This is a genomic window from Pseudomonas sp. BW16M2 (genome assembly GCF_014268865.1).
Lineage (GTDB): Bacteria > Pseudomonadota > Gammaproteobacteria > Pseudomonadales > Pseudomonadaceae > Aquipseudomonas > Aquipseudomonas peradeniyensis.
The window spans coordinates 1-24987 of record NZ_JABWRI010000038.1; the positions used below are offsets into that span (position 1 = coordinate 1).

25 protein-coding genes and 4 tRNA genes are annotated in these 24987 nt (G+C 58.6%); all 29 read left to right on the plus strand.

Annotation, left to right across the window (positions count from 1 at the left end):
* Positions 1-290: 290 nt before the first annotated feature.
* Positions 291-1250, plus strand: coding sequence for a bifunctional biotin--[acetyl-CoA-carboxylase] ligase/biotin operon repressor BirA (gene birA, locus HU735_RS24040; RefSeq protein ID WP_186715870.1), 960 nt, complete (start codon positions 291-293; stop codon positions 1248-1250).
* On the plus strand, positions 1240-1995 hold the full coding sequence (locus tag HU735_RS24045) for a pantothenate kinase (protein ID WP_186715871.1): 756 nt from the start codon (positions 1240-1242) through the stop codon (positions 1993-1995). The genes birA and HU735_RS24045 overlap by 11 nt, the downstream gene beginning before the upstream one ends.
* A gap of 2 nt (positions 1996-1997) precedes the next feature.
* Positions 1998-2423, plus strand: coding sequence for a hypothetical protein (locus HU735_RS24050; protein WP_186715872.1), 426 nt, complete (start codon positions 1998-2000; stop codon positions 2421-2423).
* A 152-nt stretch (positions 2424-2575) separates the two neighbouring features.
* Positions 2576-2659: transfer RNA gene (locus HU735_RS24055), tRNA-Tyr, on the plus strand.
* Positions 2660-2683: 24 nt separating this feature from the next.
* Positions 2684-2757, plus strand: a tRNA-Gly gene (locus HU735_RS24060).
* Between the two features lie 28 nt (positions 2758-2785).
* Positions 2786-2861 (plus strand) — tRNA-Thr (locus HU735_RS24065).
* Between the two features lie 79 nt (positions 2862-2940).
* Positions 2941-4134, plus strand: a complete 1194-nt coding sequence (gene tuf / locus HU735_RS24070; RefSeq protein ID WP_182323863.1) for an elongation factor Tu — start codon at positions 2941-2943, stop codon at positions 4132-4134.
* Between the two features lie 54 nt (positions 4135-4188).
* Positions 4189-4264 (plus strand) — tRNA-Trp (locus HU735_RS24075).
* Between the two features lie 43 nt (positions 4265-4307).
* Positions 4308-4676 carry a preprotein translocase subunit SecE gene (gene secE / locus HU735_RS24080; protein WP_011531879.1) on the plus strand — a complete coding sequence of 123 codons (369 nt, stop codon included), beginning with the start codon at positions 4308-4310 and terminating at the stop codon, positions 4674-4676.
* A gap of 9 nt (positions 4677-4685) precedes the next feature.
* Positions 4686-5219, plus strand: coding sequence for a transcription termination/antitermination protein NusG (gene nusG, locus HU735_RS24085; RefSeq protein ID WP_011531880.1), 534 nt, complete (start codon positions 4686-4688; stop codon positions 5217-5219).
* A 119-nt stretch (positions 5220-5338) separates the two neighbouring features.
* Positions 5339-5770 carry a 50S ribosomal protein L11 gene (gene rplK, locus HU735_RS24090; protein WP_028692261.1) on the plus strand — a complete coding sequence of 144 codons (432 nt, stop codon included), beginning with the start codon at positions 5339-5341 and terminating at the stop codon, positions 5768-5770.
* Positions 5770-6465, plus strand: coding sequence for a 50S ribosomal protein L1 (gene rplA / locus HU735_RS24095; protein ID WP_028692260.1), 696 nt, complete (start codon positions 5770-5772; stop codon positions 6463-6465). The genes rplK and rplA overlap by 1 nt, the downstream gene beginning before the upstream one ends.
* A gap of 198 nt (positions 6466-6663) precedes the next feature.
* Positions 6664-7164 (plus strand): 50S ribosomal protein L10, encoded by a 501-nt coding sequence (gene rplJ / locus HU735_RS24100; protein ID WP_003257082.1) that lies wholly within the window; start codon positions 6664-6666, stop codon positions 7162-7164.
* Positions 7165-7242: 78 nt separating this feature from the next.
* Positions 7243-7611, plus strand: coding sequence for a 50S ribosomal protein L7/L12 (gene rplL, locus HU735_RS24105; protein WP_050703553.1), 369 nt, complete (start codon positions 7243-7245; stop codon positions 7609-7611).
* A gap of 50 nt (positions 7612-7661) precedes the next feature.
* The gene (locus tag HU735_RS24110) at positions 7662-7850 is read left to right on the plus strand and encodes a hypothetical protein (RefSeq protein WP_186715873.1); all 189 of its coding nucleotides are present in this window, start codon (positions 7662-7664) and stop codon (positions 7848-7850) included.
* Complete coding sequence (gene rpoB, locus HU735_RS24115; RefSeq protein ID WP_050703555.1) at positions 7831-11904, plus strand: DNA-directed RNA polymerase subunit beta; 4074 nt, start codon at positions 7831-7833, stop codon at positions 11902-11904. The genes HU735_RS24110 and rpoB overlap by 20 nt, the downstream gene beginning before the upstream one ends.
* A 64-nt stretch (positions 11905-11968) precedes the next feature.
* Entirely contained in the window at positions 11969-16168 is a 4200-nt protein-coding gene (gene rpoC / locus HU735_RS24120) for a DNA-directed RNA polymerase subunit beta' (protein WP_028692258.1), read from the plus strand.
* A 211-nt stretch (positions 16169-16379) separates the two neighbouring features.
* Positions 16380-16751 carry a 30S ribosomal protein S12 gene (rpsL, locus tag HU735_RS24125; protein WP_003255492.1) on the plus strand — a complete coding sequence of 124 codons (372 nt, stop codon included), beginning with the start codon at positions 16380-16382 and terminating at the stop codon, positions 16749-16751.
* 106 nt (positions 16752-16857) lie between these two features.
* Entirely contained in the window at positions 16858-17328 is a 471-nt protein-coding gene (gene rpsG, locus HU735_RS24130; protein WP_003246741.1) for a 30S ribosomal protein S7, read from the plus strand.
* Between the two features lie 30 nt (positions 17329-17358).
* Positions 17359-19506 carry an elongation factor G gene (gene fusA, locus HU735_RS24135; RefSeq protein WP_050703554.1) on the plus strand — a complete coding sequence of 716 codons (2148 nt, stop codon included), beginning with the start codon at positions 17359-17361 and terminating at the stop codon, positions 19504-19506.
* 27 nt (positions 19507-19533) lie between these two features.
* Positions 19534-20727: an elongation factor Tu gene (gene tuf / locus HU735_RS24140; RefSeq protein ID WP_182323863.1), complete on the plus strand. Its 1194-nt coding sequence runs from the start codon at positions 19534-19536 to the stop codon at positions 20725-20727.
* Positions 20728-20868: 141 nt separating this feature from the next.
* On the plus strand, positions 20869-21180 hold the full coding sequence (gene rpsJ, locus HU735_RS24145; RefSeq protein ID WP_003103876.1) for a 30S ribosomal protein S10: 312 nt from the start codon (positions 20869-20871) through the stop codon (positions 21178-21180).
* Positions 21181-21260: 80 nt separating this feature from the next.
* Entirely contained in the window at positions 21261-21896 is a 636-nt protein-coding gene (rplC, locus tag HU735_RS24150) for a 50S ribosomal protein L3 (protein WP_011531887.1), read from the plus strand.
* Positions 21897-21908: 12 nt separating this feature from the next.
* The gene (rplD, locus tag HU735_RS24155) at positions 21909-22511 is read left to right on the plus strand and encodes a 50S ribosomal protein L4 (RefSeq protein WP_008089819.1); all 603 of its coding nucleotides are present in this window, start codon (positions 21909-21911) and stop codon (positions 22509-22511) included.
* Positions 22508-22807 carry a 50S ribosomal protein L23 gene (gene rplW, locus HU735_RS24160; protein ID WP_003255484.1) on the plus strand — a complete coding sequence of 100 codons (300 nt, stop codon included), beginning with the start codon at positions 22508-22510 and terminating at the stop codon, positions 22805-22807. The genes rplD and rplW overlap by 4 nt, the downstream gene beginning before the upstream one ends.
* Positions 22808-22821: 14 nt before the next feature.
* Positions 22822-23646 (plus strand): 50S ribosomal protein L2, encoded by an 825-nt coding sequence (gene rplB, locus HU735_RS24165; RefSeq protein ID WP_027915105.1) that lies wholly within the window; start codon positions 22822-22824, stop codon positions 23644-23646.
* 16 nt (positions 23647-23662) lie between these two features.
* Positions 23663-23938, plus strand: coding sequence for a 30S ribosomal protein S19 (gene rpsS, locus HU735_RS24170; RefSeq protein WP_003255482.1), 276 nt, complete (start codon positions 23663-23665; stop codon positions 23936-23938).
* An 11-nt stretch (positions 23939-23949) separates the two neighbouring features.
* On the plus strand, positions 23950-24282 hold the full coding sequence (gene rplV / locus HU735_RS24175; protein WP_003103908.1) for a 50S ribosomal protein L22: 333 nt from the start codon (positions 23950-23952) through the stop codon (positions 24280-24282).
* A 13-nt stretch (positions 24283-24295) separates the two neighbouring features.
* Entirely contained in the window at positions 24296-24982 is a 687-nt protein-coding gene (gene rpsC, locus HU735_RS24180) for a 30S ribosomal protein S3 (RefSeq protein ID WP_011531889.1), read from the plus strand.
* Positions 24983-24987: the final 5 nt, after the last annotated feature.

Sequence of the window (24987 nt, forward strand, 5' to 3'; positions counted from 1 at the left end):
TGTGAGAGTAGGTCATCGTCAAGATTCATTTCGCAAAACCCCTATCTGCGCGAGCAGGTAGGGGTTTTGTCTTTTCCACCCTGGTAAAGAAATCTGGCGTGGGAGCGGGCTTGCCCCGCGATGGCGCATGCCCGGATAACCTCACGGCCTGATCTGGCCTTATCGCGGGGCCAGCCCGCTCCCACGGTGGTCCTCGACCGCGTCGGCTGTGGGTCCGGCGGTAGCCCTTTTCCTATGCAAGCCCGCGGGGCGTGGCTATCATGCCAGCCTTATTCCAAGTCGAGACTGGCATGCTGAAGTTGTTGAATCTCCTCAAGGATGGCCGGTTCCATTCCGGAGAAGCCCTGGGGGCCGCCCTCGGGGTAAGCCGCAGCGCCGTCTGGAAGCAGCTGCAGCACCTTGAGAGCGAACTGAACCTGACCATTCACAAGGTCCGCGGCCGTGGCTATCAGCTGGCAGCGCCGCTGAACCTGCTTGAATCGCAGGCGATCGCCGGGTTCTCGGAGGGTGAGCCGTGGCCGGCCTTCATTCACGACACCATCGACTCCACCAATGCCGAGGGCTTGAGGCTTGCCGCCCAAGGGCAGGCCGCGCCGTTCCTGGTGTTGGCCGAGCGCCAGAGTGCCGGGCGTGGGCGTCGAGGCCGCCAATGGGTCAGTCCGTTCGCCGAAAACCTTTATTACAGCCTGGTGCTGCGCATCGATGGCGGCATGCGCCAGCTCGAGGGCTTGAGCCTGGTGGTTGGCCTGGCGGTCATGAGCACGCTGAAGACGTTCGGTCTGAAGGATGTCGGGCTGAAATGGCCCAATGATGTCCTGGCCAGCGGGCGCAAGATCACCGGCATCCTCCTGGAGCTGGTCGGCGATCCGGCGGATGTCTGCCATGTGGTGCTGGGTATCGGTATCAACGTGAACATGCAGGGCGCGGAGCTGATCGACCAACCCTGGACGTCCATGCGCGGCGAGACCGGACAGCTGGTGGACCGTAACCGCTTGGTGGCGGAGCTCAGCCAGCAGCTGCAACACGAGCTGGCTCGTCATCGCCGCTATGGTTTCGCCGCGTTCCAGGAAGAATGGGAGCAGGCGCACCTGTGGCAGGGGCGGAAAGTCTCGCTGGTCGCCGGCACCACTCGCATCGATGGGGTGGCGTTGGGCGTGGATGGGCAGGGCGGCTTGCGCCTCGAGGTGGATGGTGTGGAAAAGAGCTTCAGCGGTGGCGAGCTCAGTCTGAGGTTGCGTGATGATTCTTGAGCTCGATTGCGGAAACAGCTTCATCAAGTGGCGCGTCATCCATGCGGCCGACGCCACCATCAACGGTGGCGGTATCGTCGATTCCGACCAGGCACTGGTTGCGGCCGTCGCGGCGCTTTCATCCCTGCGCCTGATCGGTTGCCGGATGGTCAGCGTGCGCAGTGAAGAAGAAACTTCGGCGCTGTGCGCGTTGATCCTGGCTTCGTTCGGGGTCGAAGTGAGTGTGGCCCAGCCGGTGAAGGAAATGGCCGGCGTTCGCAATGGCTACGAGGACTACCAGCGCCTGGGGATGGATCGCTGGCTCGGCGCGCTGGGCGCCTATCACCTGGCGGGTCGCGCCTGCCTGGTCATCGACTTCGGTACCGCGGCCAAGGCCGACTATGTCGCGGCCGACGGTGAGCACCTCGGCGGGTACATCTGTCCGGGCATGCCGCTGATGCGTAGCCAGTTGCGCACCCACACCCGGCGAATCCGCTATGACGATGCCTCGGCCGAGCGTGCCCTGGGCAGCCTGGCGCCGGGGCGCTCCACCGTCGAAGCGGTCGAGCGTGGTTGCGTGTTGATGCTCCAGGGCTTTGCCCGTACCCAGATCGAGCAGGCCAGGGCGCTATGGGGTGAGGATTTCACGGTCTTCCTGACCGGGGGCGATGCGCCGCTGGTGCAGGACGCCGCGCCTCAAGCGCGGATCGTGCCGGATCTGGTCTTTGTCGGCCTGGCCATGGCCTGCCCAATTGAGTCGAGGTGACTATGCGCTGGTTGTTTCTGCTGTTGGTTGTGCTCAACGTCGTTTATTACGTATGGCATCAGCAGGAAGCTCCGCTTAAGGTCAAGGAAGTCGCCCCGTTATCGTTATACAAAGGCTCCCAGCAGGAAATACGCTTGTTGCGCGAGACTGGGGCCGCGACACCTGCCCGGCGGCGCGACGAATGCCTGGTGGTGGGTGGGCTGGCCGCACGTGAGCAGCTCGATGCCCTGCGTCAGCGCCTGGTCAGCCTGGATATCGCCGCCCTGCCGGTGGTGGGGCAGCTGCCGGGCGCCGAGGGTTTCTGGCTCAAGGTGGCCCCTGAAAGCGAGCGTTTGCTGGACCCTGCGGTGCTCTCGACTCTTTCCAAGGATTTCAAAGACTTAAAACACAAAATTATTTTGTGCGAGGGTATTGCAACTGCTGAATAGCTTGATAGAATGGCGCCCGCTTCACAGGGAACACCACTGAGGTGGTAGAGCTGGAAGCGGTGTCAAAGCAGCTAAGTTTCAGATTTGATTGAAAAAATTTGAAAAAACGCTTGACACTAGGGCGGCAGACAAATAGAATGCCGGCCACATCTGGAGGGATTCCCGAGCGGTCAAAGGGGACGGACTGTAAATCCGTTGCGAGAGCTTCGAAGGTTCGAATCCTTCTCCCTCCACCAGTTTTAGCGAGAGCCGCAAGCTCCGCGGGTATAGTTTAGTGGTAGAACCTCAGCCTTCCAAGCTGATGATGCGGGTTCGATTCCCGCTACCCGCTCCAAGTTTGCTGTTGTTGCGCAAAGCGTTTCGCTCTTGTAGCTCAGTTGGTAGAGCACACCCTTGGTAAGGGTGAGGTCAGCGGTTCAAGTCCGCTCAAGAGCTCCATATAAACAAGGCAGATATGAAAATATCTGCCTTTGTTTTATAGGCTGTATGACAATTTCTTCTGCGGAGGACTGTATCGATGGCTAAGGAAAAGTTTGATCGTTCGCTACCTCACGTTAACGTCGGCACTATCGGCCACGTTGACCACGGTAAGACTACTCTGACTGCAGCGCTGACTCGCGTCTGCTCCGAAGTTTTCGGTTCGGCCGTCGTTGAGTTCGACAAGATCGACTCGGCTCCGGAAGAAAAAGCGCGCGGTATCACCATCAACACCGCTCACGTCGAGTACAACTCGAACATTCGTCACTACGCTCACGTTGACTGCCCAGGTCACGCTGACTACGTGAAGAACATGATCACCGGTGCTGCCCAGATGGACGGCGCGATCCTGGTTTGCTCGGCCGCCGATGGTCCGATGCCACAAACCCGTGAGCACATCCTGCTGTCTCGTCAGGTTGGCGTTCCGTACATCGTGGTCTTCCTGAACAAGGCTGACCTGGTAGACGACGCTGAGCTGCTGGAACTGGTCGAGATGGAAGTTCGCGACCTGCTGTCCACCTACGACTTCCCAGGCGACGACACTCCGATCATCATCGGTTCGGCTCGTATGGCTCTGGAAGGCAAAGACGACAACGAAATGGGTACCAGCGCTGTCAAGAAGCTGGTTGAAACTCTGGATGCCTACATCCCTGAGCCAGTTCGTGCCATCGACCAGCCGTTCCTGATGCCGATCGAAGACGTATTCTCGATCTCGGGTCGTGGTACCGTTGTTACCGGCCGTATCGAGCGTGGTATCGTCCGCGTTCAGGATCCGCTGGAAATCGTTGGTCTGCGTGACACCACCACCACCACCTGCACCGGCGTTGAGATGTTCCGCAAGCTGCTGGACGAAGGTCGTGCTGGCGAGAACTGCGGCGTCCTGCTGCGTGGTACCAAGCGTGACGACGTTGAGCGTGGCCAGGTTCTGGTCAAGCCAGGTTCGGTCAAGCCGCACACCAAGTTCACCGCAGAAGTCTACGTCCTGTCGAAGGAAGAAGGCGGCCGTCACACTCCGTTCTTCAAAGGCTACCGTCCTCAGTTCTACTTCCGTACCACTGACGTGACCGGTAACTGCGAACTGCCGGAAGGCGTTGAGATGGTAATGCCAGGTGACAACATCCAGATGACTGTCACCCTGATCAAGACCATCGCAATGGAAGACGGTCTGCGCTTCGCCATCCGTGAAGGCGGTCGTACCGTCGGCGCCGGCGTCGTAGCGAAAATTATTGAATAAGTAGTTGATTTACTTGATCAGGCCGGTATAATGGCCGGCCTGATACAGCGTTATAGGTCAGTAGCTCAATTGGCAGAGCGACGGTCTCCAAAACCGTAGGTTGGGGGTTCGATTCCCTCCTGACCTGCCATTCACCTCGGTGTGATGGCTTTCTTCTCACAGGATCCTCCTCGATGACTCCCAAAACTGAAGCCCAAGAATCGCGTTTTGATCTGTTCAAGTGGCTCGCTGTTGTCGCATTGGTAGTCGTTGGTGTCGTGGGTAATCAGTATTACTCCGCCTCGCCAATCCTGTATCGCGTACTCGTCCTGCTTGCCCTGGCTGCTGTCGCTGGCTTCGTTGCCCTGCAGACCGCCAAAGGCAAGTCGTTCTTTGCGCTGGCGAAGGAAGCTCGTACCGAGATCCGTAAAGTCGTTTGGCCGACCCGCCAAGAAACCACTCAGACCACGCTGATTGTCGTGGCTGTAGTTCTGGTCATGGCGCTGCTGCTGTGGGGTCTTGATTCCCTGCTCGGCTGGTTGGTCTCCTTGATCGTTGGCTAAGGGTGTCTCGTGGCTAAGCGTTGGTATGTTGTGCATGCTTACTCGGGTTACGAGAAGCATGTAATGCGCTCCCTGATCGAGCGCGTCAAGCTGGCTGGCATGGAAGACGAATTCGGCGAGATCCTGGTCCCGACCGAAGAAGTCGTCGAAATGCGCAACGGCCAGAAGCGCAAGAGCGAGCGCAAGTTCTTCCCTGGCTATGTATTGGTCCAGATGGAAATGAACGAAGGGACTTGGCACCTTGTCAAGGATACCCCTCGGGTCATGGGTTTCATTGGTGGTACCGCAGACAAGCCTGCGCCGATCACCGATAAAGAAGCTGAGGCCATCCTGCGTCGCGTTGCCGACGGCAGTGACAAGCCGAAGCCGAAGACGCTGTTCGAGCCTGGTGAAGTGGTTCGCGTCATTGACGGTCCGTTCGCCGACTTCAATGGCAGTGTCGAAGAAGTTAACTACGAGAAGAGTCGCCTGCAGGTTGCAGTGCTCATTTTCGGTCGCTCCACCCCGGTGGAGCTCGAGTTCAGCCAGGTCGAAAAGGTCTAGCGGAACGCAGCATCCCATACCCCGCAGCCCTATGTGCTGCGGGGTTTTGTCGTCACTGGGATAAAACGCAAGTCATACGGGGAGCCATCAGGCGTTCGTACCCGAATTTGGAGTAGCTCATGGCTAAGAAGATTCAGGCTTACATCAAGCTGCAAGTAAAGGCCGGCCAGGCCAACCCAAGCCCACCCGTTGGTCCAGCACTGGGTCAACACGGTGTGAACATCATGGAATTCTGCAAGGCCTTCAACGCCCGTACCCAGGGTCAAGAGCCAGGTCTGCCGACTCCAGTGATCATCACTGTCTACAGTGACCGTAGCTTCACCTTCGAGACCAAGAGCACCCCTGCCTCGGTTCTGCTGAAGAAAGCTGCTGGCCTGACCAGCGGTTCGGCTCGTCCGAACACTGTCAAGGTCGGTACCGTCACCCGTGCTCAGCTGGAAGAGATCGCCAAGGCCAAGCAGGCCGATCTGACCGCCGCTGACATGGACGCTGCTGTACGCACCATCGCCGGCTCCGCCCGCAGCATGGGCCTGAACGTGGAGGGTGTGTAATGGCTAAGCTGACCAAGCGCCAAAAGGCTATCGCCGAGAAAATCGAAGCAGGCAAGGCCTACAACTTCGAAGAAGCCGCAACCCTGCTGGCTTCGCTGCCGGCCGCCAAGTTCGTCGAGTCGTACGACATCGCCGTCAACCTCGGTGTAGACCCACGTAAATCCGACCAGGTCGTTCGTAGCGCTACCGTGCTGCCTCACGGCACTGGCAAGACCGTACGTGTTGCCGTCTTCACCCAGGGTCCAGCTGCTGAAGCCGCTCTGGCTGCCGGCGCTGACCGCGTAGGTATGGACGACCTGGCTGCCGAAATGAAAGGCGGCGACCTGAACTATGACGTCGTCATCGCATCGCCTGATGCCATGCGCGTTGTAGGTCAGCTGGGTCAGGTTCTGGGTCCTCGCGGCCTGATGCCTAACCCGAAAGTCGGTACCGTGACCCCAGACGTAGCCACTGCCGTGAAGAACGCCAAGGCTGGTCAGGTTCGCTACCGTACCGACAAGAACGGTATCATCCATACCTCCGTTGGCAAGATCGGCTTCGAAGCCGGCAAGCTGAAGGAAAACGTTGAAGCCCTGATCGCTGATCTGAAGCGTATCAAGCCGGCTTCCTCGAAAGGTATCTACGTCAAGCGCGTTACCCTGAGCACCACCATGGGCCCAGGTCTGATCATCGATCAGAGCTCGCTGAACGTGTAATGCTCGGCCGGTGCGGCCTTGGTCGCACCGGCTACTAAATTGGGGTCCCTGCCTGGCGGGGGCTATCCAAGACCGTAGGCGGCGCAAGCCTTAAACCTCAAGCCTACGCAGATGGTGCTCCCGATTCGTTCGCGAATCAGACACCAAAACGACATCCGGCTTCGGCCAGATGAAACGGTAGAAACCAGGAGTAAACCCGTGGCAATTAAACTCGAAGACAAGAAGGCCATCGTCGCTGAAGTCAACGAGGCTGCCAAAGTCGCTCTGTCCGCTGTCGTGGCTGATGCCCGTGGTGTGACTGTAGGCGCAATGACCGGACTCCGTAAAGAGGCCCGCGAAGCTGGCGTCTACGTACGTGTCGTACGTAACACCCTGCTCAAGCGCGCTGTTGAAGGCACCGAATTCTCGATCCTCAACGACGCGTTCAAAGGCCCGACCCTGATTGCTTTCTCCAACGAACACCCGGGCGCTGCTGCCCGTCTGTTCAAAGAGTTCGCCAAGGGTCAGGACAAGTTCGAGATCAAGGCAGCTGCGTTTGACGGCAAGTTCCTTGCCGCTAACCAGATCGACGTGCTGGCAACCCTGCCAACTCGCGACGAGGCTATCGCACAGCTGATGAGCGTAATCCAAGGTGCAACCAGCAAGCTGGCTCGTACCCTGGCAGCTCTGCGCGACCAGAAAGAAGCTGCTGCTGCCTAAGGCACGCGCAACACTTTCAAAATCATACGTTTAATTTGATGGCTGCGTAGGCTGTCACCCCAATACAGGATTTAAGTCATGTCTCTGACTAACGAGCAAATCATCGAAGCAATCGGCCAGAAAACCGTTCTGGAAATTGTTGAGCTGATCAAAGCGATGGAAGAAACCTTCGGCGTTACCGCTGCTGCCGCTGTTGCCGCTGGCCCAGCTGTTGCTGCTGCCGCTGCTGAAGAGCAGACCGAGTTCAACGTTGTTCTGGTTGAAGCCGGCGACAAGAAAGTGAACGTGATCAAAGCCGTTCGCGAGCTGACCGGTCTGGGCCTGAAAGAAGCCAAAGAGAAAGTCGATGGCGCTCCTCAGGTTGTAGCTGAAGGCGTTTCGAAAGAAGCCGCTGAAGACGCTAAGAAGAAGCTGGAAGAAGCAGGCGCCAAAGTCGAGCTGAAGTAATTTCGACTTTGCGACTCCAGTCCGAGCGTTAAGCGAAGGACTGATGGCTGGTGGCTTATGCCACCGGCCTTTTTCCGTTATTGGTGGCCGATCAGGTCGGCCCCGATAACGAGCTGCAAGACACCCAAGAGGGTGGCGCAAACCAATGGGTTTGCACGATTTTCGGCTGCTCCCGCCGGGAGATGCCAAACAAGCAGGTGACCAAGCTGGGGAATGCTGATGGCTTACTCATACACTGAGAAAAAACGTATCCGCAAGGACTTTAGCAAGTTGCCGGACGTCATGGATGTGCCTTACCTCCTGGCCATCCAGCTGGATTCGTATCGCGAATTCCTGCAGGCGGGAGCATCCAAGGATCAGTTCCGCGACGTCGGCCTGCATGCGGCCTTCAAATCGGTATTCCCGATCATCAGCTACTCCGGCAATGCTGCCCTGGAGTACGTCGGCTATCGCCTGGGCGAGCCGGCGTTCGATGTGAAGGAATGTGTCCTGCGCGGTGTGACCTTCGCGGTCCCGCTGCGGGTGAAGGTGCGCCTGATCATCTTCGACAAGGAATCGTCGAACAAAGCGATCAAGGACATCAAAGAGCAAGAAGTCTACATGGGTGAAATCCCCCTGATGACTGAGAACGGTACCTTCGTAATCAACGGTACCGAGCGTGTGATCGTATCTCAGCTGCACCGCTCGCCGGGTGTGTTCTTCGACCACGACCGTGGCAAGACCCACAGCTCGGGCAAGCTGCTGTATTCCGCGCGCATCATCCCTTACCGCGGTTCCTGGCTGGACTTCGAGTTCGACCCGAAGGACTGCGTGTTCGTGCGTATCGACCGTCGCCGCAAACTGCCGGCCTCGGTACTGCTGCGCGCGCTGGGCTACAGCACCGAAGAAGTACTCAACACCTTCTACACCACCAACGTGTTCCACCTGTCCGGCGAAAAACTGAGCCTGGAACTGGTGCCTCAGCGTCTGCGTGGTGAAGTTGCGGTCATGGACATCCATGACGGCAGCGGCAAGGTCATCGTCGAGCAAGGCCGCCGTATCACCGCGCGCCACATCAACCAGCTGGAAAAGGCTGGCGTGAAAGAGCTGGACGTACCGCTGGAGTACGTGCTGGGTCGCACCACCGCCAAGGCGATCGTGCACCCTGCCACCGGCGAGATCATCGCCGAGTGCAACACCGAGCTGACCACCGACCTGCTGGTGAAGATCGCCAAGGCCCAGGTTGTCCGCGTCGAGACCCTGTACACCAACGACATCGACTGCGGTCCGTTCATCTCGGATACCCTGAAGATCGACACCACCAGCAACCAACTGGAAGCGCTGGTCGAGATCTACCGCATGATGCGTCCAGGCGAGCCGCCAACCAAGGATGCCGCCGAGACCCTGTTCAACAACCTGTTCTTCAGCGCCGAGCGTTACGACCTGTCGGCCGTCGGTCGCATGAAGTTCAACCGTCGTATCGGTCGCACCGAGATCGAAGGTTCGGGCGTGCTGAGCAAGGAAGACATCGTCGAGGTCCTCAAGACCCTGGTCGATATCCGTAACGGCAAGGGCATCGTCGACGACATCGACCACCTCGGCAACCGTCGCGTCCGTTGCGTCGGCGAGATGGCCGAGAACCAGTTCCGCGTTGGCCTGGTGCGCGTCGAGCGCGCGGTCAAAGAGCGTCTGTCGATGGCCGAAAGCGAAGGCCTGATGCCGCAGGACCTGATCAACGCCAAGCCGGTTGCGGCGGCGGTGAAGGAGTTCTTCGGTTCGAGCCAGCTCTCGCAGTTCATGGACCAGAACAACCCGCTCTCCGAGATCACCCACAAGCGCCGCGTCTCCGCACTCGGCCCAGGTGGTCTGACCCGTGAGCGCGCCGGCTTCGAAGTCCGTGACGTACACCCGACCCACTACGGCCGCGTGTGCCCGATCGAGACCCCTGAAGGTCCGAACATCGGTCTGATCAACTCCCTGGCGGCCTACGCCCGCACCAACCAGTACGGCTTCCTGGAAAGCCCGTACCGCGTGGTGAAGGAAGGCGTTGTCAGCGACGACATCGTGTTCCTGTCGGCCATCGAAGAAGCTGATCACGTCATCGCCCAGGCTTCGGCCGCGATGAACGAGAAGAAGCAGCTGATCGATGAGTTGGTAGCGGTTCGTCACCTGAACGAATTCACCGTCAAGGCGCCGGAAGACGTCACCCTGATGGACGTTTCGCCGAAGCAGGTAGTATCGGTCGCAGCGTCGCTGATTCCGTTCCTCGAGCACGACGACGCCAACCGTGCGTTGATGGGTTCGAACATGCAGCGTCAGGCTGTACCGACCCTGCGTGCCGACAAGCCGCTGGTAGGTACCGGCATGGAGCGCAACGTCGCCCGTGACTCCGGTGTCTGCGTGGTTGCTCGCCGCGGTGGTGTGATCGACTCGGTCGACGCCAGCCGTATCGTTGTTCGCGTGAACGATGATGAGGTCGAGACCGGTGAAGCAGGTGTGGATATCTACAACCTGACCAAGTACACCCGCTCCAACCAGAACACCTGCATCAACCAGCGTCCGCTGGTCAGCAAGGGTGATAAGGTTCAGCGCAGCGACATCATGGCCGATGGTCCGTCCACCGACATGGGTGAGCTGGCACTGGGTCAGAACATGCGCATCGCGTTCATGGCGTGGAACGGCTTCAACTTCGAAGACTCCATCTGCCTGTCCGAGCGTGTGGTCCAGGAAGACCGCTTCACCACGATCCACATCCAGGAACTGACCTGTGTGGCCCGTGACACCAAGCTTGGCCCAGAGGAAATCACCGCGGACATCCCGAACGTGGGTGAGGCTGCGCTGAACAAGCTGGACGAAGCCGGTATCGTCTACGTGGGTGCCGAAGTCGGCGCTGGCGACATCCTGGTCGGCAAGGTCACTCCGAAAGGCGAGACCCAGCTGACGCCGGAAGAAAAACTGCTGCGCGCGATCTTCGGTGAGAAGGCCAGCGACGTCAAAGACACCTCCCTGCGCGTGCCGACCGGCACCAAGGGCACCGTCATCGACGTCCAGGTCTTCACCCGTGACGGCGTCGAGCGCGACAGCCGCGCCCTGGCCATCGAGAAGATGCAGCTGGACGAGATCCGCAAGGACCTCAATGAAGAGTTCCGCATCGTCGAAGGCGCGACCTTCGAGCGTCTGCGTTCCGCTCTGAACGGCCAGGTGGTCGACGGTGGCGCGGGCCTGAAGAAAGGCACCGTGATCACCGATGACGTGCTGAACGGTCTGGAGCACGGCCAGTGGTTCAAACTGCGCATGGCCGAAGATGCACTGAACGAGCAGCTTGAGAAGGCTCAGCAGTACATCGTCGATCGCCGTCGCCTGCTGGACGACAAGTTCGAAGACAAGAAGCGCAAGCTGCAGCAGGGCGATGACCTGGCTCCAGGCGTACTGAAGATCGTCAAGGTCTACCTGGCAATCCGCCGTCGCATCCAGCCGGGTGACAAGATGGCCGGTCGTCACGGTAACAAGGGTGTCGTCTCGGTAATCATGCCGGTCGAAGACATGCCGCACGACGCCAACGGTACTCCGGTCGACGTCGTACTGAACCCGCTGGGCGTACCTTCGCGTATGAACGTCGGTCAGATTCTCGAAACCCACCTGGGCCTCGCGGCCAAGGGGCTGGGCGAGAAGATCGACCGCATGATCGAAGAGCAGCGTAAAGCCGCTGAACTGCGTACCTTCCTCACCGAGATCTACAACGAGATCGGTGGTCGTCAGGAGAACCTGGAAGAGTTCACCGACGAAGAGATCCTCGCCCTGGCGAACAACCTGAAGAAAGGCGTGCCTATGGCTACTCCGGTCTTCGACGGTGCCAAGGAGCGTGAGATCAAGGCCATGCTGAAACTGGCAGACCTGCCGGAAAGCGGCCAGATGGTGCTGTTCGATGGCCGTACCGGCAACAAGTTCGAGCGTCCTGTGACCGTGGGTTACATGTACATGCTCAAGCTGAACCACTTGGTGGACGACAAGATGCACGCGCGTTCCACTGGTTCCTACAGCCTGGTTACCCAGCAGCCGCTGGGTGGTAAGGCGCAGTTCGGTGGTCAGCGTTTCGGGGAGATGGAAGTGTGGGCGCTGGAAGCATACGGCGCGGCATACACCCTGCAAGAAATGCTCACAGTGAAGTCGGACGACGTGAACGGCCGTACCAAGATGTACAAGAACATCGTGGATGGCGATCACCGTATGGAGCCGGGCATGCCCGAGTCCTTCAACGTGTTGATCAAAGAGATCCGTTCGCTCGGTATCGACATCGATCTGGAAACCGAATAACACGTGACGCGAAGGGGAGTGGGGCAGGTAATGCCCGCTCCCTGCTCCGCCAGGAGGAAAGGCCTTGAAAGACCTACTGAATTTGCTGAAAAACCAGGGTCAAGTCGAAGAGTTCGACGCCATCCGCATCGGTCTGGCGTCGCCTGAAATGATCCGTTCGTGGTCGTTCGGTGAAGTTAAGAAGCCGGAAACCATCAACTACCGTACGTTCAAGCCTGAGCGTGACGGCCTGTTCTGCGCCAAGATCTTTGGCCCAGTCAAGGACTACGAGTGCCTGTGCGGTAAGTACAAGCGCCTGAAGCACCGCGGCGTGATCTGCGAGAAGTGCGGCGTTGAAGTCGCCCTGGCCAAGGTTCGTCGTGAGCGCATGGCGCACATCGAACTGGCTTCGCCGGTTGCCCACATCTGGTTCCTGAAGTCGCTGCCGTCCCGTATCGGCCTGCTGATGGACATGACCCTGCGTGATATCGAGCGCGTGCTCTACTTCGAGAGCTATGTCGTTATCGACCCGGGCATGACCACCCTCGAGAAGGGTCAGCTGCTCAACGACGAACAGTACTTCGAAGCGCTGGAAGAGTTCGGTGACGACTTCGACGCCCGCATGGGGGCCGAGGCTGTCCGCGAGCTGCTGCACGCTATCGACCTGGAGCACGAGATCGGCCGCCTGCGCGAAGAGATTCCGCAGACCAACTCGGAAACCAAGATCAAGAAGCTGTCCAAGCGCCTGAAGCTGATGGAAGCTTTCCAGGGCTCGGGCAACCTGCCTGAGTGGATGGTCCTGACCGTCCTGCCAGTACTGCCGCCGGACCTGCGTCCGCTGGTACCGCTGGATGGCGGCCGCTTCGCGACCTCCGACCTGAACGACCTGTATCGTCGGGTGATCAACCGTAACAACCGTCTGAAGCGCCTGCTCGATCTGTCGGCGCCGGACATCATCGTGCGCAACGAAAAGCGCATGCTGCAGGAAGCGGTCGACGCCCTGCTGGACAACGGCCGTCGTGGTCGCGCCATCACCGGCTCGAACAAGCGTCCGCTGAAGTCCCTGGCCGATATGATCAAAGGTAAGCAAGGTCGCTTCCGTCAGAACCTGCTCGGTAAGCGCGTGGACTACTCCGGTCGTTCGGTAATTACCGTAGGCCCGACCCTGCGTCTGCACCAGTGCGGTCTGCCGAAGAAGATGGCCCTCGAGCTGTTCAAGCCGTTCATTTTCGGCAAGCTGGAAATGCGTGGTCTGGCGACCACCATCAAGGCCGCCAAGAAGATGGTCGAGCGCGAGCTGCCAGAGGTGTGGGACGTTCTCGCCGAAGTGATTCGCGAACACCCCGTACTGCTCAACCGTGCACCGACCCTGCACCGTCTGGGTATCCAGGCCTTTGAACCGGTTCTGATCGAAGGTAAGGCTATCCAGCTGCACCCGCTGGTCTGCGCCGCGTACAACGCCGACTTCGACGGTGACCAGATGGCCGTTCACGTGCCGCTGACCCTGGAAGCCCAGCTCGAAGCGCGCGCGCTGATGATGTCGACCAACAACATCCTGTCGCCAGCCAACGGTGAGCCGATCATCGTTCCATCGCAGGACGTTGTACTGGGTCTGTACTACATGACCCGTGAAGCCATCAACGCCAAGGGCGAAGGTCGCGTGTTCGCCGACCTGCAGGAAGTCGACCGCGTATTCCGCGCCGGCGAAGCCGCCCTGCACGCGAAAATCAAGGTCCGTATCAACGAGACCGTGAAGGAGCGCGACGGCTCCATCGTCAAGAACACCCGTATTGTCGACACCACTGTCGGCCGTGCGCTGCTGTTCCAGGTTGTGCCTGCCGGCCTGCCGTTCGACGTGGTCAACCAGTCGATGAAGAAAAAGGCGATCTCCAAGCTGATCAACCAGTGCTACCGCGTGGTTGGTCTGAAAGAGACCGTGATCTTCGCCGACCAGCTGATGTACACCGGTTTTGCTTATTCGACCATTTCCGGCGTTTCGATCGGCGTCAACGACTTCGTGATCCCGGACGAGAAAGCCCGCATCATCGGTACCGCCACCGACGAAGTGAAGGAAATCGAGAGCCAGTACGCCTCCGGTCTGGTTACCCAGGGCGAGAAGTACAACAAGGTCATCGACTTGTGGTCCAAGGCGAACGATGAAGTGTCCAAGGCGATGATGGCCAACCTCTCGAAAGAGAAGGTCGTCGACCGCGAGGGCAAGGAAGTCGAGCAAGAGTCCTTCAACTCGATGTACATGATGGCCGACTCCGGTGCGCGTGGTTCCGCCGCGCAGATCCGTCAGCTGGCCGGTATGCGTGGCCTGATGGCCAAGCCGGACGGCTCGATCATCGAGACGCCGATCACTGCGAACTTCCGTGAAGGCCTGAGCGTACTGCAGTACTTCATCTCGACCCACGGTGCTCGTAAGGGTCTGGCGGATACCGCCCTGAAGACCGCCAACTCCGGTTACCTGACTCGTCGTCTGGTAGACGTGGCGCAGGATCTGGTGGTTACCGAGATCGACTGCGGCACCGACCAGGGCCTGCTGATGACCCCGCACATCGAAGGCGGTGACGTTGTCGAGCCGCTGGGTGAGCGTGTACTGGGTCGTGTCATCGCCCGTGACGTGTTCAAGCCAGGCACCGAGGACGTCATCGTTCCGGCCGGTACCCTGGTGGATGAGCAGTGGGTCGAGTTCATCGAGCTGAACAGCATCGATGAAGTGGTCGTGCGTTCGCCGATCAACTGCGAAACCCGTTACGGCATCTGCGCCAAGTGCTACGGTCGCGACCTGGCTCGCGGTCACCAGGTGAACATCGGTGAAGCTGTCGGCGTTATCGCTGCACAGTCGATCGGTGAGCCGGGTACCCAGCTGACCATGCGTACGTTCCACATCGGTGGTGCTGCAAGCCGTACCTCGGCTGCCGACAGCGTCCAGGTGAAGAACGGCGGTATGGTGCGTCTGCACAACCTGAAGCAGGTCGAGCGTGCCGATGGCAACCTGGTTGCCGTATCGCGTTCCGGCGAGCTGGCTATTGCCGACGAATTCGGTCGTGAGCGCGAGCGTTACAAGCTGCCTTACGGTGCGGTGATTTCGGTCAAGGAAGGTGAGAAGGTCGAAGCTGGCGCCATCGTCGCCAAGTGGGACCCGCACACCCACCCGATCGTTACCGAGCTGAAAGGTACCGTGACCTTCGTGGGCATGGAAGAAAACATCACCATCAAGCGCCAGACCGACGAACTGACCGGCCTGACCAACATTGAAGTGATGGACGTCAAGGATCGCCCTGCCGCCGGCAAGGAAATCCGTCCGGCGATCAAGATGGTCGATGCCAACGGCAAGGACCTGTACCTGCCAGGCACCGACGTGCCTGCCCAGTACTTCCTGCCGGCCAACGCCCTCGTCGGTGTGGCTGACGGTGCCCAGATCGGCGTCGGTGACGTTATCGCGCGTATCCCGCAAGAAACGTCGAAGACCCGTGACATCACCGGTGGTCTGCCGCGCGTTGCCGACCTGTTCGAAGCGCGTCGTCCGAAAGAAGCCTCGATCCTGGCTGAAGTCAGCGGCACCATCGCGTTCGGTAAAGAGACCAAGGGCAAGCGTCGTCTGGTCATCACTCCGACCGACGGTAGCGATCCGTACGAAGAGCTGATTCCGAAGTGGCGCCACCTGAACGTCTTCGAAGGCGAACAGGTAAACCGCGGCGAAGTTATCTCCGACGGCCCGAGCGATCCGCACGACATCCTGCGTCTGCTGGGTGTGAGCGCGCTGGCGAAGTACATCGTCAACGAGATCCAGGACGTTTACCGTCTGCAAGGCGTGAAGATCAACGACAAGCACATCGAGACCATCCTGCGTCAGATGCTGCGCAAGGTCGAGATCTCCGAGTCGGGCGATTCCAGCTTCATCAAGGGCGACCAGATGGAACTGACCCAGGTACTGGTAGAGAACGAGCGTCTCGCTAGCGAAGACAAGTTCATCTCCAAGTTCACCCGTGTACTGCTGGGTATCACCAAGGCCTCGCTGTCCACCGAATCGTTCATCTCGGCGGCTTCCTTCCAGGAAACCACCCGCGTACTGACCGAAGCGGCGGTAACCGGCAAGCGCGACTACCTGCGCGGCCTGAAAGAGAACGTGGTCGTGGGTCGTCTGATCCCGGCCGGTACTGGTCTGGCCTACCACAGCGAGCGCAAGCGTCGCCGTGATGCCGACAAGCCGCTGCGTGTGAGCGCCAGTGAGGTGGAAGCCGCACTGACCGAAGCGCTGAACTCCAGCGGTAACTAAGTGCAGGGCAGGGCCCCGGCACCCCTCGCAAGATCGTCGGTGACATGAATTGTTGCCGATGATCGGGCGAGGAGGGCCGGGGCCTCGTCTTGACTGGGTGCAAGATCCTCTTTAGACTTTTGTACCCTTAAATTTGGTGAGGCTCCGTCTCGCCAATTTTTGGCTTTCTTGCAAGACAATAGAGTCGCAAGACAATCAGTGGAGCTAGTAGATGGCAACTATCAACCAGCTGGTACGTCAGCCGCGTAAGCGTTCGGTCGAGAAGTCCGACGTTCCTGCGCTGCAGAACTGCCCGCAGCGTCGTGGCGTGTGCACTCGTGTGTACACCACCACGCCGAAAAAACCTAACTCGGCACTGCGTAAAGTATGCCGTGTGCGTCTGACCAACGGTTTCGAGGTTTCCTCGTACATCGGTGGTGAAGGCCACAACCTGCAAGAGCACAGCGTCGTCCTGATCCGTGGCGGCCGTGTAAAAGACTTGCCAGGTGTTCGTTACCACACCGTTCGCGGCTCTCTGGATACTTCGGGCGTCAAAGGCCGTAACCAGGGTCGTTCGAAGTACGGTACCAAGCGTCCGAAGTAATCGGTCGTTTGCAGACATCCATTTTTTTGAGTCGATAAGAGTAAGGTCGGGCAGGGGTCGAAGACCCACGTCCCGGGCTAACCTGAAGACCGTTTGAGGGCTTATCATGCCAAGACGTCGTGTAGCAGCAAAACGTGAGATCCTGGACGATCCGAAGTACGGATCCCAGATTCTCGCCAAGTTCATGAACCACGTGATGGAAAGCGGCAAGAAGGCCGTAGCCGAGCGCATCGTTTACGGTGCCCTGGATACCGTCAAAGCACGCAAGAACAGCGACCCCCTGGAAATCTTCGAGAAAGCTCTCGACGCCATCGCTCCGCTGGTCGAAGTAAAGTCCCGCCGTGTCGGCGGTGCCACTTACCAGGTTCCGGTTGAAGTTCGTCCGTCCCGTCGTAACGCTCTGGCAATGCGCTGGCTCGTAGACTACGCCCGCAAGCGCGGCGAGAAGTCGATGGCTCTGCGCCTGGCAGGCGAGCTGCTGGATGCTGCTGAAGGCAAGGGTGCTGCAGTCAAGAAGCGTGAAGACGTTCACCGTATGGCTGAAGCCAACAAAGCGTTCTCGCACTACCGCTTCTAATTCAAGCATCAATCATTTTGCGAGGGCTTTATGGCTCGTACTACAGCAATTAACCGCTACCGTAACATCGGTATCTGCGCGCACGTTGACGCGGGCAAGACTACCACTACCGAGCGGATCCTGTTCTACACAGGTCTGAGCCACAAGATGGGCGAGGTGCACGACGGCGCCGCGACCACCGACTGGATGGTGCAGGAGCAGGAGCGCGGTATCACCATTACCTCCGCTGCCGTTACCACCTTCTGGAAAGGTTCCCGTGGTCAGTACGACAACTACCGCGTAAACGTCATCGATACCCCCGGCCACGTTGACTTCACCATTGAAGTAGAGCGTTCGCTGCGTGTACTCGACGGCGCGGTCGTTGTGTTCTGCGGTACCTCCGGCGTTGAGCCGCAGTCCGAAACCGTATGGCGTCAGGCCAACAAGTACGGCGTTCCACGTGTTGTCTACGTGAACAAGATGGACCGTGCCGGTGCCAACTTCCTGCGCGTCGTAGGTCAGATCAAGAACCGTCTGGGTCACACCCCGGTTCCTGTTCAGCTGGCCATCGGTTCGGAAGATAACTTCCAGGGTCAGGTCGACCTGATCAAGATGAAGGCTATCTACTGGAACGACGACGACAAGGGCACCACCTACCGTGAGGAAGAAATTCCTGCGGATATGGTCGAGCTGGCCAACGAGTGGCGCAACAACATGGTTGAAGCTGCCGCCGAAGCCACCGAAGAGCTGATGAACAAGTACCTTGAAGAAGGTGAGCTGACCGTCGAAGAGATCAAGGCAGGCCTGCGCGCGCGCACCCTGGCCAGCGAGATCGTTCCGGCTGTCTGCGGTTCGTCGTTCAAGAACAAGGGCGTTCCCCTGGTTCTCGACGCCGTCATCGACTTCCTGCCTGCTCCGACCGAGATCCCGGCGATCAAGGGTATTCACCCTGACCTGATCGACGTGCCGAAGGACGAAGTCAAGCCTGAGCAGTTCGACGAGCGTCACGCTGACGACGACGAGCCCTTCTCGGCCCTGGCCTTCAAGATCGCCACCGACCCGTTCGTGGGTACTCTGACCTTCGTTCGCGTCTACTCGGGCTTCCTGACCTCCGGTGACTCCGTCATCAACTCGGTCAAGGGCAAGAAAGAGCGCGTTGGTCGTATGGTGCAGATGCACGCCAACCAGCGTGAAGAGATCAAGGAAGTACGCGCTGGTGACATCGCTGCTCTGATCGGCATGAAGGACGTCACCACCGGTGACACCCTGTGCAACGCCGACAAGCCGATCATCCTCGAGCGTATGGACTTCCCGGAGCCTGTGATTTCGCTCTCCGTAGAGCCGAAAACCAAGCAGGACCAGGAGAAGATGGGTATCGCACTGGGCAAACTGGCTCAGGAAGACCCGTCGTTCCGCGTCAAGACCGACGAAGAGACTGGCCAGACCATCATCTCCGGTATGGGTGAGCTGCACCTGGACATCCTCGTTGACCGCATGAAGCGCGAGTTCAACGTCGAAGCCAACATCGGCAAGCCGCAGGTTTCGTACCGCGAGAAGATCACCAAGTCCAACGTCGAGATCGAAGGCAAGTTCGTTCGTCAGTCGGGTGGTCGTGGTCAGTTCGGTCACTGCTGGGTTCGTTTCTCCGAGCCGGACGTGGACGACAAGGGCAACATCACCGAAGGTCTGGTGTTCTCCAACGAAGTCGTTGGTGGTGTGATTCCGAAGGAATACATCCCTGCGATCCAGAAGGGCATCGAAGAGCAGATGAAGAACGGCGTTGTCGCCGGCTATCCGCTGATCGGCCTGAAGGCTGCGGTATTCGACGGTTCGTACCACGACGTCGACTCCAACGAAATGGCGTTCAAGATCGCCGCTTCGATGGCAACCAAGCAACTGGCCCAGAAGGGCGGTGGCGTGGTCCTCGAGCCGATCATGAAAGTCGAAGTTGTAACCCCGGAAGACTACCTGGGTGACGTGATGGGTGACCTGAACCGTCGTCGTGGTCTGGTCCAGGGTATGGATGAGTCGGTCTCCGGCCGCGTCGTCCGTGCTGAAGTTCCGCTCGGAGAGATGTTCGGTTATGCGACCGACGTTCGTTCCATGTCTCAGGGTCGCGCAAGCTACTCCATGGAATTCTCCAAATACGCCGAAGCTCCGTCGAACATCGTCGAAGCACTCGTTAAAAAACAAGGCTAATCCCCTTTAGGCAAGAGGTTCACTGTCGTGGCTAAAGAAAAATTTGATCGTTCCCTTCCCCACGTTAACGTCGGCACCATCGGCCACGTTGACCACGGTAAGACCACTCTGACCGCAGCTCTGACTCGCGTCTGCTCCGAAGTTTTCGGTTCGGCCGTCGTTGAGTTCGACAAGATCGACTCGGCTCCGGAAGAAAAAGCGCGCGGTATCACCATCAACACCGCTCACGTCGAGTACAACTCGAACATTCGTCACTACGCTCACGTTGACTGCCCAGGTCACGCTGACTACGTGAAGAACATGATCACCGGTGCTGCCCAGATGGACGGCGCGATCCTGGTTTGCTCGGCCGCCGATGGTCCGATGCCACAAACCCGTGAGCACATCCTGCTGTCTCGTCAGGTTGGCGTTCCGTACATCGTGGTCTTCCTGAACAAGGCTGACCTGGTAGACGACGCTGAGCTGCTGGAACTGGTCGAGATGGAAGTTCGCGACCTGCTGTCCACCTACGACTTCCCAGGCGACGACACTCCGATCATCATCGGTTCGGCTCGTATGGCTCTGGAAGGCAAAGACGACAACGAAATGGGTACCAGCGCTGTCAAGAAGCTGGTTGAAACTCTGGATGCCTACATCCCTGAGCCAGTTCGTGCCATCGACCAGCCGTTCCTGATGCCGATCGAAGACGTATTCTCGATCTCGGGTCGTGGTACCGTTGTTACCGGCCGTATCGAGCGTGGTATCGTCCGCGTTCAGGATCCGCTGGAAATCGTTGGTCTGCGTGACACCACCACCACCACCTGCACCGGCGTTGAGATGTTCCGCAAGCTGCTGGACGAAGGTCGTGCTGGCGAGAACTGCGGCGTCCTGCTGCGTGGTACCAAGCGTGACGACGTTGAGCGTGGCCAGGTTCTGGTCAAGCCAGGTTCGGTCAAGCCGCACACCAAGTTCACCGCAGAAGTCTACGTCCTGTCGAAGGAAGAAGGCGGCCGTCACACTCCGTTCTTCAAAGGCTACCGTCCTCAGTTCTACTTCCGTACCACTGACGTGACCGGTAACTGCGAACTGCCGGAAGGCGTTGAGATGGTAATGCCAGGTGACAACATCCAGATGACTGTCACCCTGATCAAGACCATCGCAATGGAAGACGGTCTGCGCTTCGCCATCCGTGAAGGCGGTCGTACCGTCGGCGCCGGCGTCGTGGCCAAAATCATCGAGTAATCACTCGATCGGTTGAAAAAACCCCCGCTCAGCGGGGGTTTTTTTTATTGGGTTGACACTAAATTGGGGCGTCTATAGAATCACGCCTCCTTTTAACGGGCGTAGTGCGCCCGATGGGAACAGCCTGGAGTCTGAAATCCAATGCAAAATCAGCAAATCCGTATCAGGTTGAAGGCTTTCGACCATCGCCTGATCGACCAATCCACCCAGGAAATCGTGGAAACCGCGAAACGTACTGGTGCACAAGTGCGTGGTCCAATTCCACTGCCAACCCGCAAAGAGCGTTTCACCGTTCTGATCTCCCCGCACGTCAACAAAGACGCGCGTGATCAGTACGAGATTCGCACTCATAAGCGCGTTCTGGACATCGTCCAGCCAACGGATAAGACCGTTGATGCGCTGATGAAGCTTGATCTCGCGGCAGGCGTGGAAGTGCAGATCAGCCTCGGCTAAGACTTCGGTCTGGTCGTGTAACGCTCTGAAATGGGCGGCCATAGCGGGTGAAAGCCCCGTACACTCATGAGGTTTACAACATGACTATTGGTGTAGTCGGTCGAAAAGCGGGCATGACCCGTATTTTCACCGAAGAAGGTGTCTCCATTCCGGTCACGGTCATCGAGATCGAGCCGAATCGCGTCACCCAGTTCAAAACTGAAGAAACCGATGGCTACCGTGCAGTGCAAGTCACTGTCGGCGAGCGTCGTGCTTCGCGTGTGACTGCCGCTCAGGCAGGCCACTTCGCCAAGGCTAACGTTGCCGCTGGTCGCGGTGTCTGGGAGTTCCGTCTTGAAGAAGGCGATTTCCAGGCTGGCGATCTGATCAAAGCTGAACTCTTCACTGCAGGCCAGCTGGTAGACGTAACCGGTCAGTCCAAAGGTAAAGGCTTCGCCGGTACCATCAAGCGTTGGAACTTCCGTGGTCAGGACAACACCCACGGTAACTCCGTATCGCACCGTGTCCCTGGCTCCATCGGCCAGTGCCAGACTCCTGGTCGTGTATTCAAGGGCAAGAAAATGTCCGGTCACATGGGCGCCGAGCGCGTGACTGTTCAGTCCCTGGAAGTAGTACGCGTAGACGCTGAACGCAACCTGCTGCTGATCAAGGGTGCCGTCCCAGGCGCTACTGGCGGCGACGTGGTCGTGCGTCCGGCTGTCAAGGCTCGCGGTTAAGGGGAAACTGACATGCAACTTAATGTAAATGACGCTCAGGCGATCGAAGTTTCCGAACTGACCTTCGGTGGCGAATTCAACGAGACGCTGGTACACCAAGCAGTCGTGGCCTACATGGCCGGCGGCCGTCAGGGCACCAAGCAGCAGAAGACCCGTTCTGACGTGGCCGGTGGCGGTAAGCGCCCATGGCGTCAGAAAGGTACTGGCCGTGCTCGTGCCGGTACTACCCGTGGTCCGATCTGGCGTGGCGGTGGTGTAACCTTCGCAGCTCGTCCTCAAGATCACTCGCAGAAGCTCAACAAGAAGATGTACCGCGCAGCCCTGCGCTCCATCCTCGCTGAGCTGGTGCGTAGCGACCGTCTGGTCGTGGTTCAGGACTTCGCTGTTGAAGCGCCGAAAACCAAGGATCTGCTGAACAAGCTGAACGGCATGGGTCTGAACGACGTTCTGATCGTTTCCGACGCTGTTGATCAGAACCTGTACCTGGCTGCTCGTAACCTGCCGCACGTCGACGTACGTGACGTTCAAGGTTCCGACCCGGTCAGTCTGATCGCATACGAGAAAGTGTTGATCACTGTCTCGGCCGTGAAGAAATTCGAGGAGCTGCTGGGATGAACCAGGAACGCGTATTCAAAGTCCTCCTTGGCCCGCACGTTTCCGAGAAGGCTACCGTTCTGGCTGAGAAAAAAGGCCAGTTCGTATTCAAGGTTGCTACCGATGCAACCAAGCTGGAAATCAAGAAAGCTGTCGAAGGCCTGTTCAACGTAAAAGTTGAAAACGTGTCGACTGTCAACGTTCTGGGTAAAACCAAGCGTACCGCACGTGGTCTGGGCAAGCGTAATGACTGGAAGAAGGCGATCGTCTCCCTTCAGCCAGGCCAAGATCTCGATTTCAGCAGCAGTGCTGAGTAAGGAAGGGGTGCATCATGGCAATCGTTAAATGCAAACCGACTTCCCCTGGCCGCCGTTTCGTGGTCAAGGTGGTCAACAAGGAGCTGCACAAAGGCGCTCCTCACGCACCGCTGCTCGAGAAGAAATCGAAGTCTGGTGGTCGTAACAACAATGGCCGCATCACCACTCGTCACGTTGGTGGTGGTCATAAGCAGCATTACCGTCTGGTTGACTTCCGTCGCAACGACAAAGATGGCATCCCAGCCACTGTCGAGCGTATCGAATACGACCCGAACCGTACTGCTCACATCGCCCTGCTGTGCTACGCAGACGGCGAGCGTCGCTACATCATCGCCCCTAAAGGCGTGAGCGCTGGCGACCAGCTGATCGCAGGTGCCCTGGCCCCAATCAAGGCCGGTAACTCCCTGCAGCTGCGCAACATCCCAGTAGGTAGCACCATTCACGGCATCGAACTGAAGCCGGGTAAAGGTGCTCAGATCGCTCGTTCCGCTGGTGCTTCGGCTCAGCTGATCGCTCGCGAAGGTGTCTACGTGACCCTGCGTCTGCGCTCTGGTGAAATGCGTAAAGTCCTGGCTGAGTGCCGTGCGACCCTGGGCGAAGTCTCGAACTCCGAGCACAGCCTGCGTTCGCTGGGTAAAGCTGGTGCCAAACGCTGGCGCGGCGTTCGCCCAACCGTTCGTGGTGTTGCCATGAACCCGGTTGACCACCCGCATGGTGGTGGTGAAGGTCGTACCTCCGGTGGTCGTCATCCGGTATCGCCATGGGGCTTCCCAACCAAGGGTGCTAAAACCCGTGGTAATAAGCGTACCGACAACATGATCGTCCGTCGTCGCAAGTAACTAGAGGGATACGACAGTGCCACGTTCTCTGAAAAAAGGTCCTTTTATCGATCTTCACCTGTTGAAGAAGGTCGAAGTGGCGGTGGAGAAGAACGATCGCAAGCCAGTTAAAACCTGGTCGCGCCGTTCGATGATCCTGCCACAAATGGTCGGTCTGACCATCGCGGTACACAACGGTCGCCAACACGTCCCAGTTCTCGTGAACGAAGACATGGTCGGCCACAAACTGGGCGAGTTCGCCGGTACCCGCACCTACCGCGGGCACGTGGCTGACAAGAAAGCCAAGCGTTAAGGGGTAAGGAAATGGAAGTAGCCGCTAAGTTGTCGGGCGCTCGCATCTCCGCCCAGAAAGCCCGCTTGGTCGCCGACCAGATCCGCGGGAAGAAGGTGGGCGAAGCGCTCAACCTGTTGGCCTTCAGCAGCAAAAAAGCCGCTGAAATCATGAAGAAAGTCCTCGAGTCGGCCGTTGCCAACGCCGAACACAACGAAGGCGCAGACGTTGATGACCTGAAGGTCTCCACCGTCTTCGTCAACGAAGGGCGTTCGCTGAAGCGCATCATGCCACGTGCCAAAGGCCGTGCTGATCGCATCGTCAAGCGGTCTTGCCATATCACTGTCAAGGTTGCGGACAAGTAACGGAGTCGATCAGATGGGTCAGAAAGTACATCCCACTGGCATTCGCCTGGGAATCGTCAAGGAGCACACCTCCGTCTGGTACGCAGACGGCGCGACTTACGCAGATTACCTGCTGAAGGATCTGCAAACTCGCGAGTACCTCCAGGACAAACTAAAAAGCGCGTCCGTAAGCCGTATCGATATTCATCGTCCGGCTCAAACTGCACGCATCACCATCCACACCGCTCGTCCCGGTATCGTTATCGGCAAGAAAGGTGAAGATGTTGAGAAGCTGCGTCAGGACCTGACCAAGCAGATGGGTGTGCCTGTGCACATCAACATCGAAGAGATCCGCAAGCCGGAACTCGACGCTATGCTGGTTGCTCAGAGCGTTGCCCAGCAGCTGGAGCGCCGCGTTATGTTCCGTCGCGCCATGAAGCGCGCCGTACAGAACGCCATGCGTATTGGTGCCAAGGGCATCAAGATCCAGGTGAGCGGTCGTCTCGGCGGTGCCGAGATCGCACGTACCGAGTGGTATCGCGAAGGTCGTGTGCCTCTGCACACCCTGCGTGCCGATATCGACTACAACACCTACGAAGCTCACACCACCTACGGTGTGATCGGTGTGAAGGTTTGGATCTTCAAAGGCGAAGTAATTGGTGGTCGCCAGGAAGAGCTGAAGCCTCAAGCACCAGCGCCTCGTAAAAAAGCTGCTAAGTAAGGGGT

What these genes read in the sequence shown, in the direction of transcription:
- rplK (WP_028692261.1), top strand. Translation starts at nt 5,339, where the DNA reads ATGGCTAAGAAGATTCAGGCTTACATCAAGCTGCAAGTAAAGGCCGGC.
- rpsJ (WP_003103876.1), top strand. Translation starts at nt 20,869, where the DNA reads ATGCAAAATCAGCAAATCCGTATCAGGTTGAAGGCTTTCGACCATCGC.
- rplD (WP_008089819.1), top strand. Translation starts at nt 21,909, where the DNA reads ATGCAACTTAATGTAAATGACGCTCAGGCGATCGAAGTTTCCGAACTG.
- rpsL (WP_003255492.1), top strand. Translation starts at nt 16,380, where the DNA reads ATGGCAACTATCAACCAGCTGGTACGTCAGCCGCGTAAGCGTTCGGTC.
- rplB (WP_027915105.1), top strand. Translation starts at nt 22,822, where the DNA reads ATGGCAATCGTTAAATGCAAACCGACTTCCCCTGGCCGCCGTTTCGTG.
- rplA (WP_028692260.1), top strand. Translation starts at nt 5,770, where the DNA reads ATGGCTAAGCTGACCAAGCGCCAAAAGGCTATCGCCGAGAAAATCGAA.
- rpoB (WP_050703555.1), top strand. Translation starts at nt 7,831, where the DNA reads ATGGCTTACTCATACACTGAGAAAAAACGTATCCGCAAGGACTTTAGC.
- fusA (WP_050703554.1), top strand. Translation starts at nt 17,359, where the DNA reads ATGGCTCGTACTACAGCAATTAACCGCTACCGTAACATCGGTATCTGC.
- rpsG (WP_003246741.1), top strand. Translation starts at nt 16,858, where the DNA reads ATGCCAAGACGTCGTGTAGCAGCAAAACGTGAGATCCTGGACGATCCG.
- rpsC (WP_011531889.1), top strand. Translation starts at nt 24,296, where the DNA reads ATGGGTCAGAAAGTACATCCCACTGGCATTCGCCTGGGAATCGTCAAG.
- rplL (WP_050703553.1), top strand. Translation starts at nt 7,243, where the DNA reads ATGTCTCTGACTAACGAGCAAATCATCGAAGCAATCGGCCAGAAAACC.
- HU735_RS24045 (WP_186715871.1), top strand. Translation starts at nt 1,240, where the DNA reads ATGATTCTTGAGCTCGATTGCGGAAACAGCTTCATCAAGTGGCGCGTC.
- secE (WP_011531879.1), top strand. Translation starts at nt 4,308, where the DNA reads ATGACTCCCAAAACTGAAGCCCAAGAATCGCGTTTTGATCTGTTCAAG.
- rplV (WP_003103908.1), top strand. Translation starts at nt 23,950, where the DNA reads ATGGAAGTAGCCGCTAAGTTGTCGGGCGCTCGCATCTCCGCCCAGAAA.
- rplC (WP_011531887.1), top strand. Translation starts at nt 21,261, where the DNA reads ATGACTATTGGTGTAGTCGGTCGAAAAGCGGGCATGACCCGTATTTTC.
- rplW (WP_003255484.1), top strand. Translation starts at nt 22,508, where the DNA reads ATGAACCAGGAACGCGTATTCAAAGTCCTCCTTGGCCCGCACGTTTCC.
- birA (WP_186715870.1), top strand. Translation starts at nt 291, where the DNA reads ATGCTGAAGTTGTTGAATCTCCTCAAGGATGGCCGGTTCCATTCCGGA.
- HU735_RS24050 (WP_186715872.1), top strand. Translation starts at nt 1,998, where the DNA reads ATGCGCTGGTTGTTTCTGCTGTTGGTTGTGCTCAACGTCGTTTATTAC.
- tuf (WP_182323863.1), top strand. Translation starts at nt 2,941, where the DNA reads ATGGCTAAGGAAAAGTTTGATCGTTCGCTACCTCACGTTAACGTCGGC.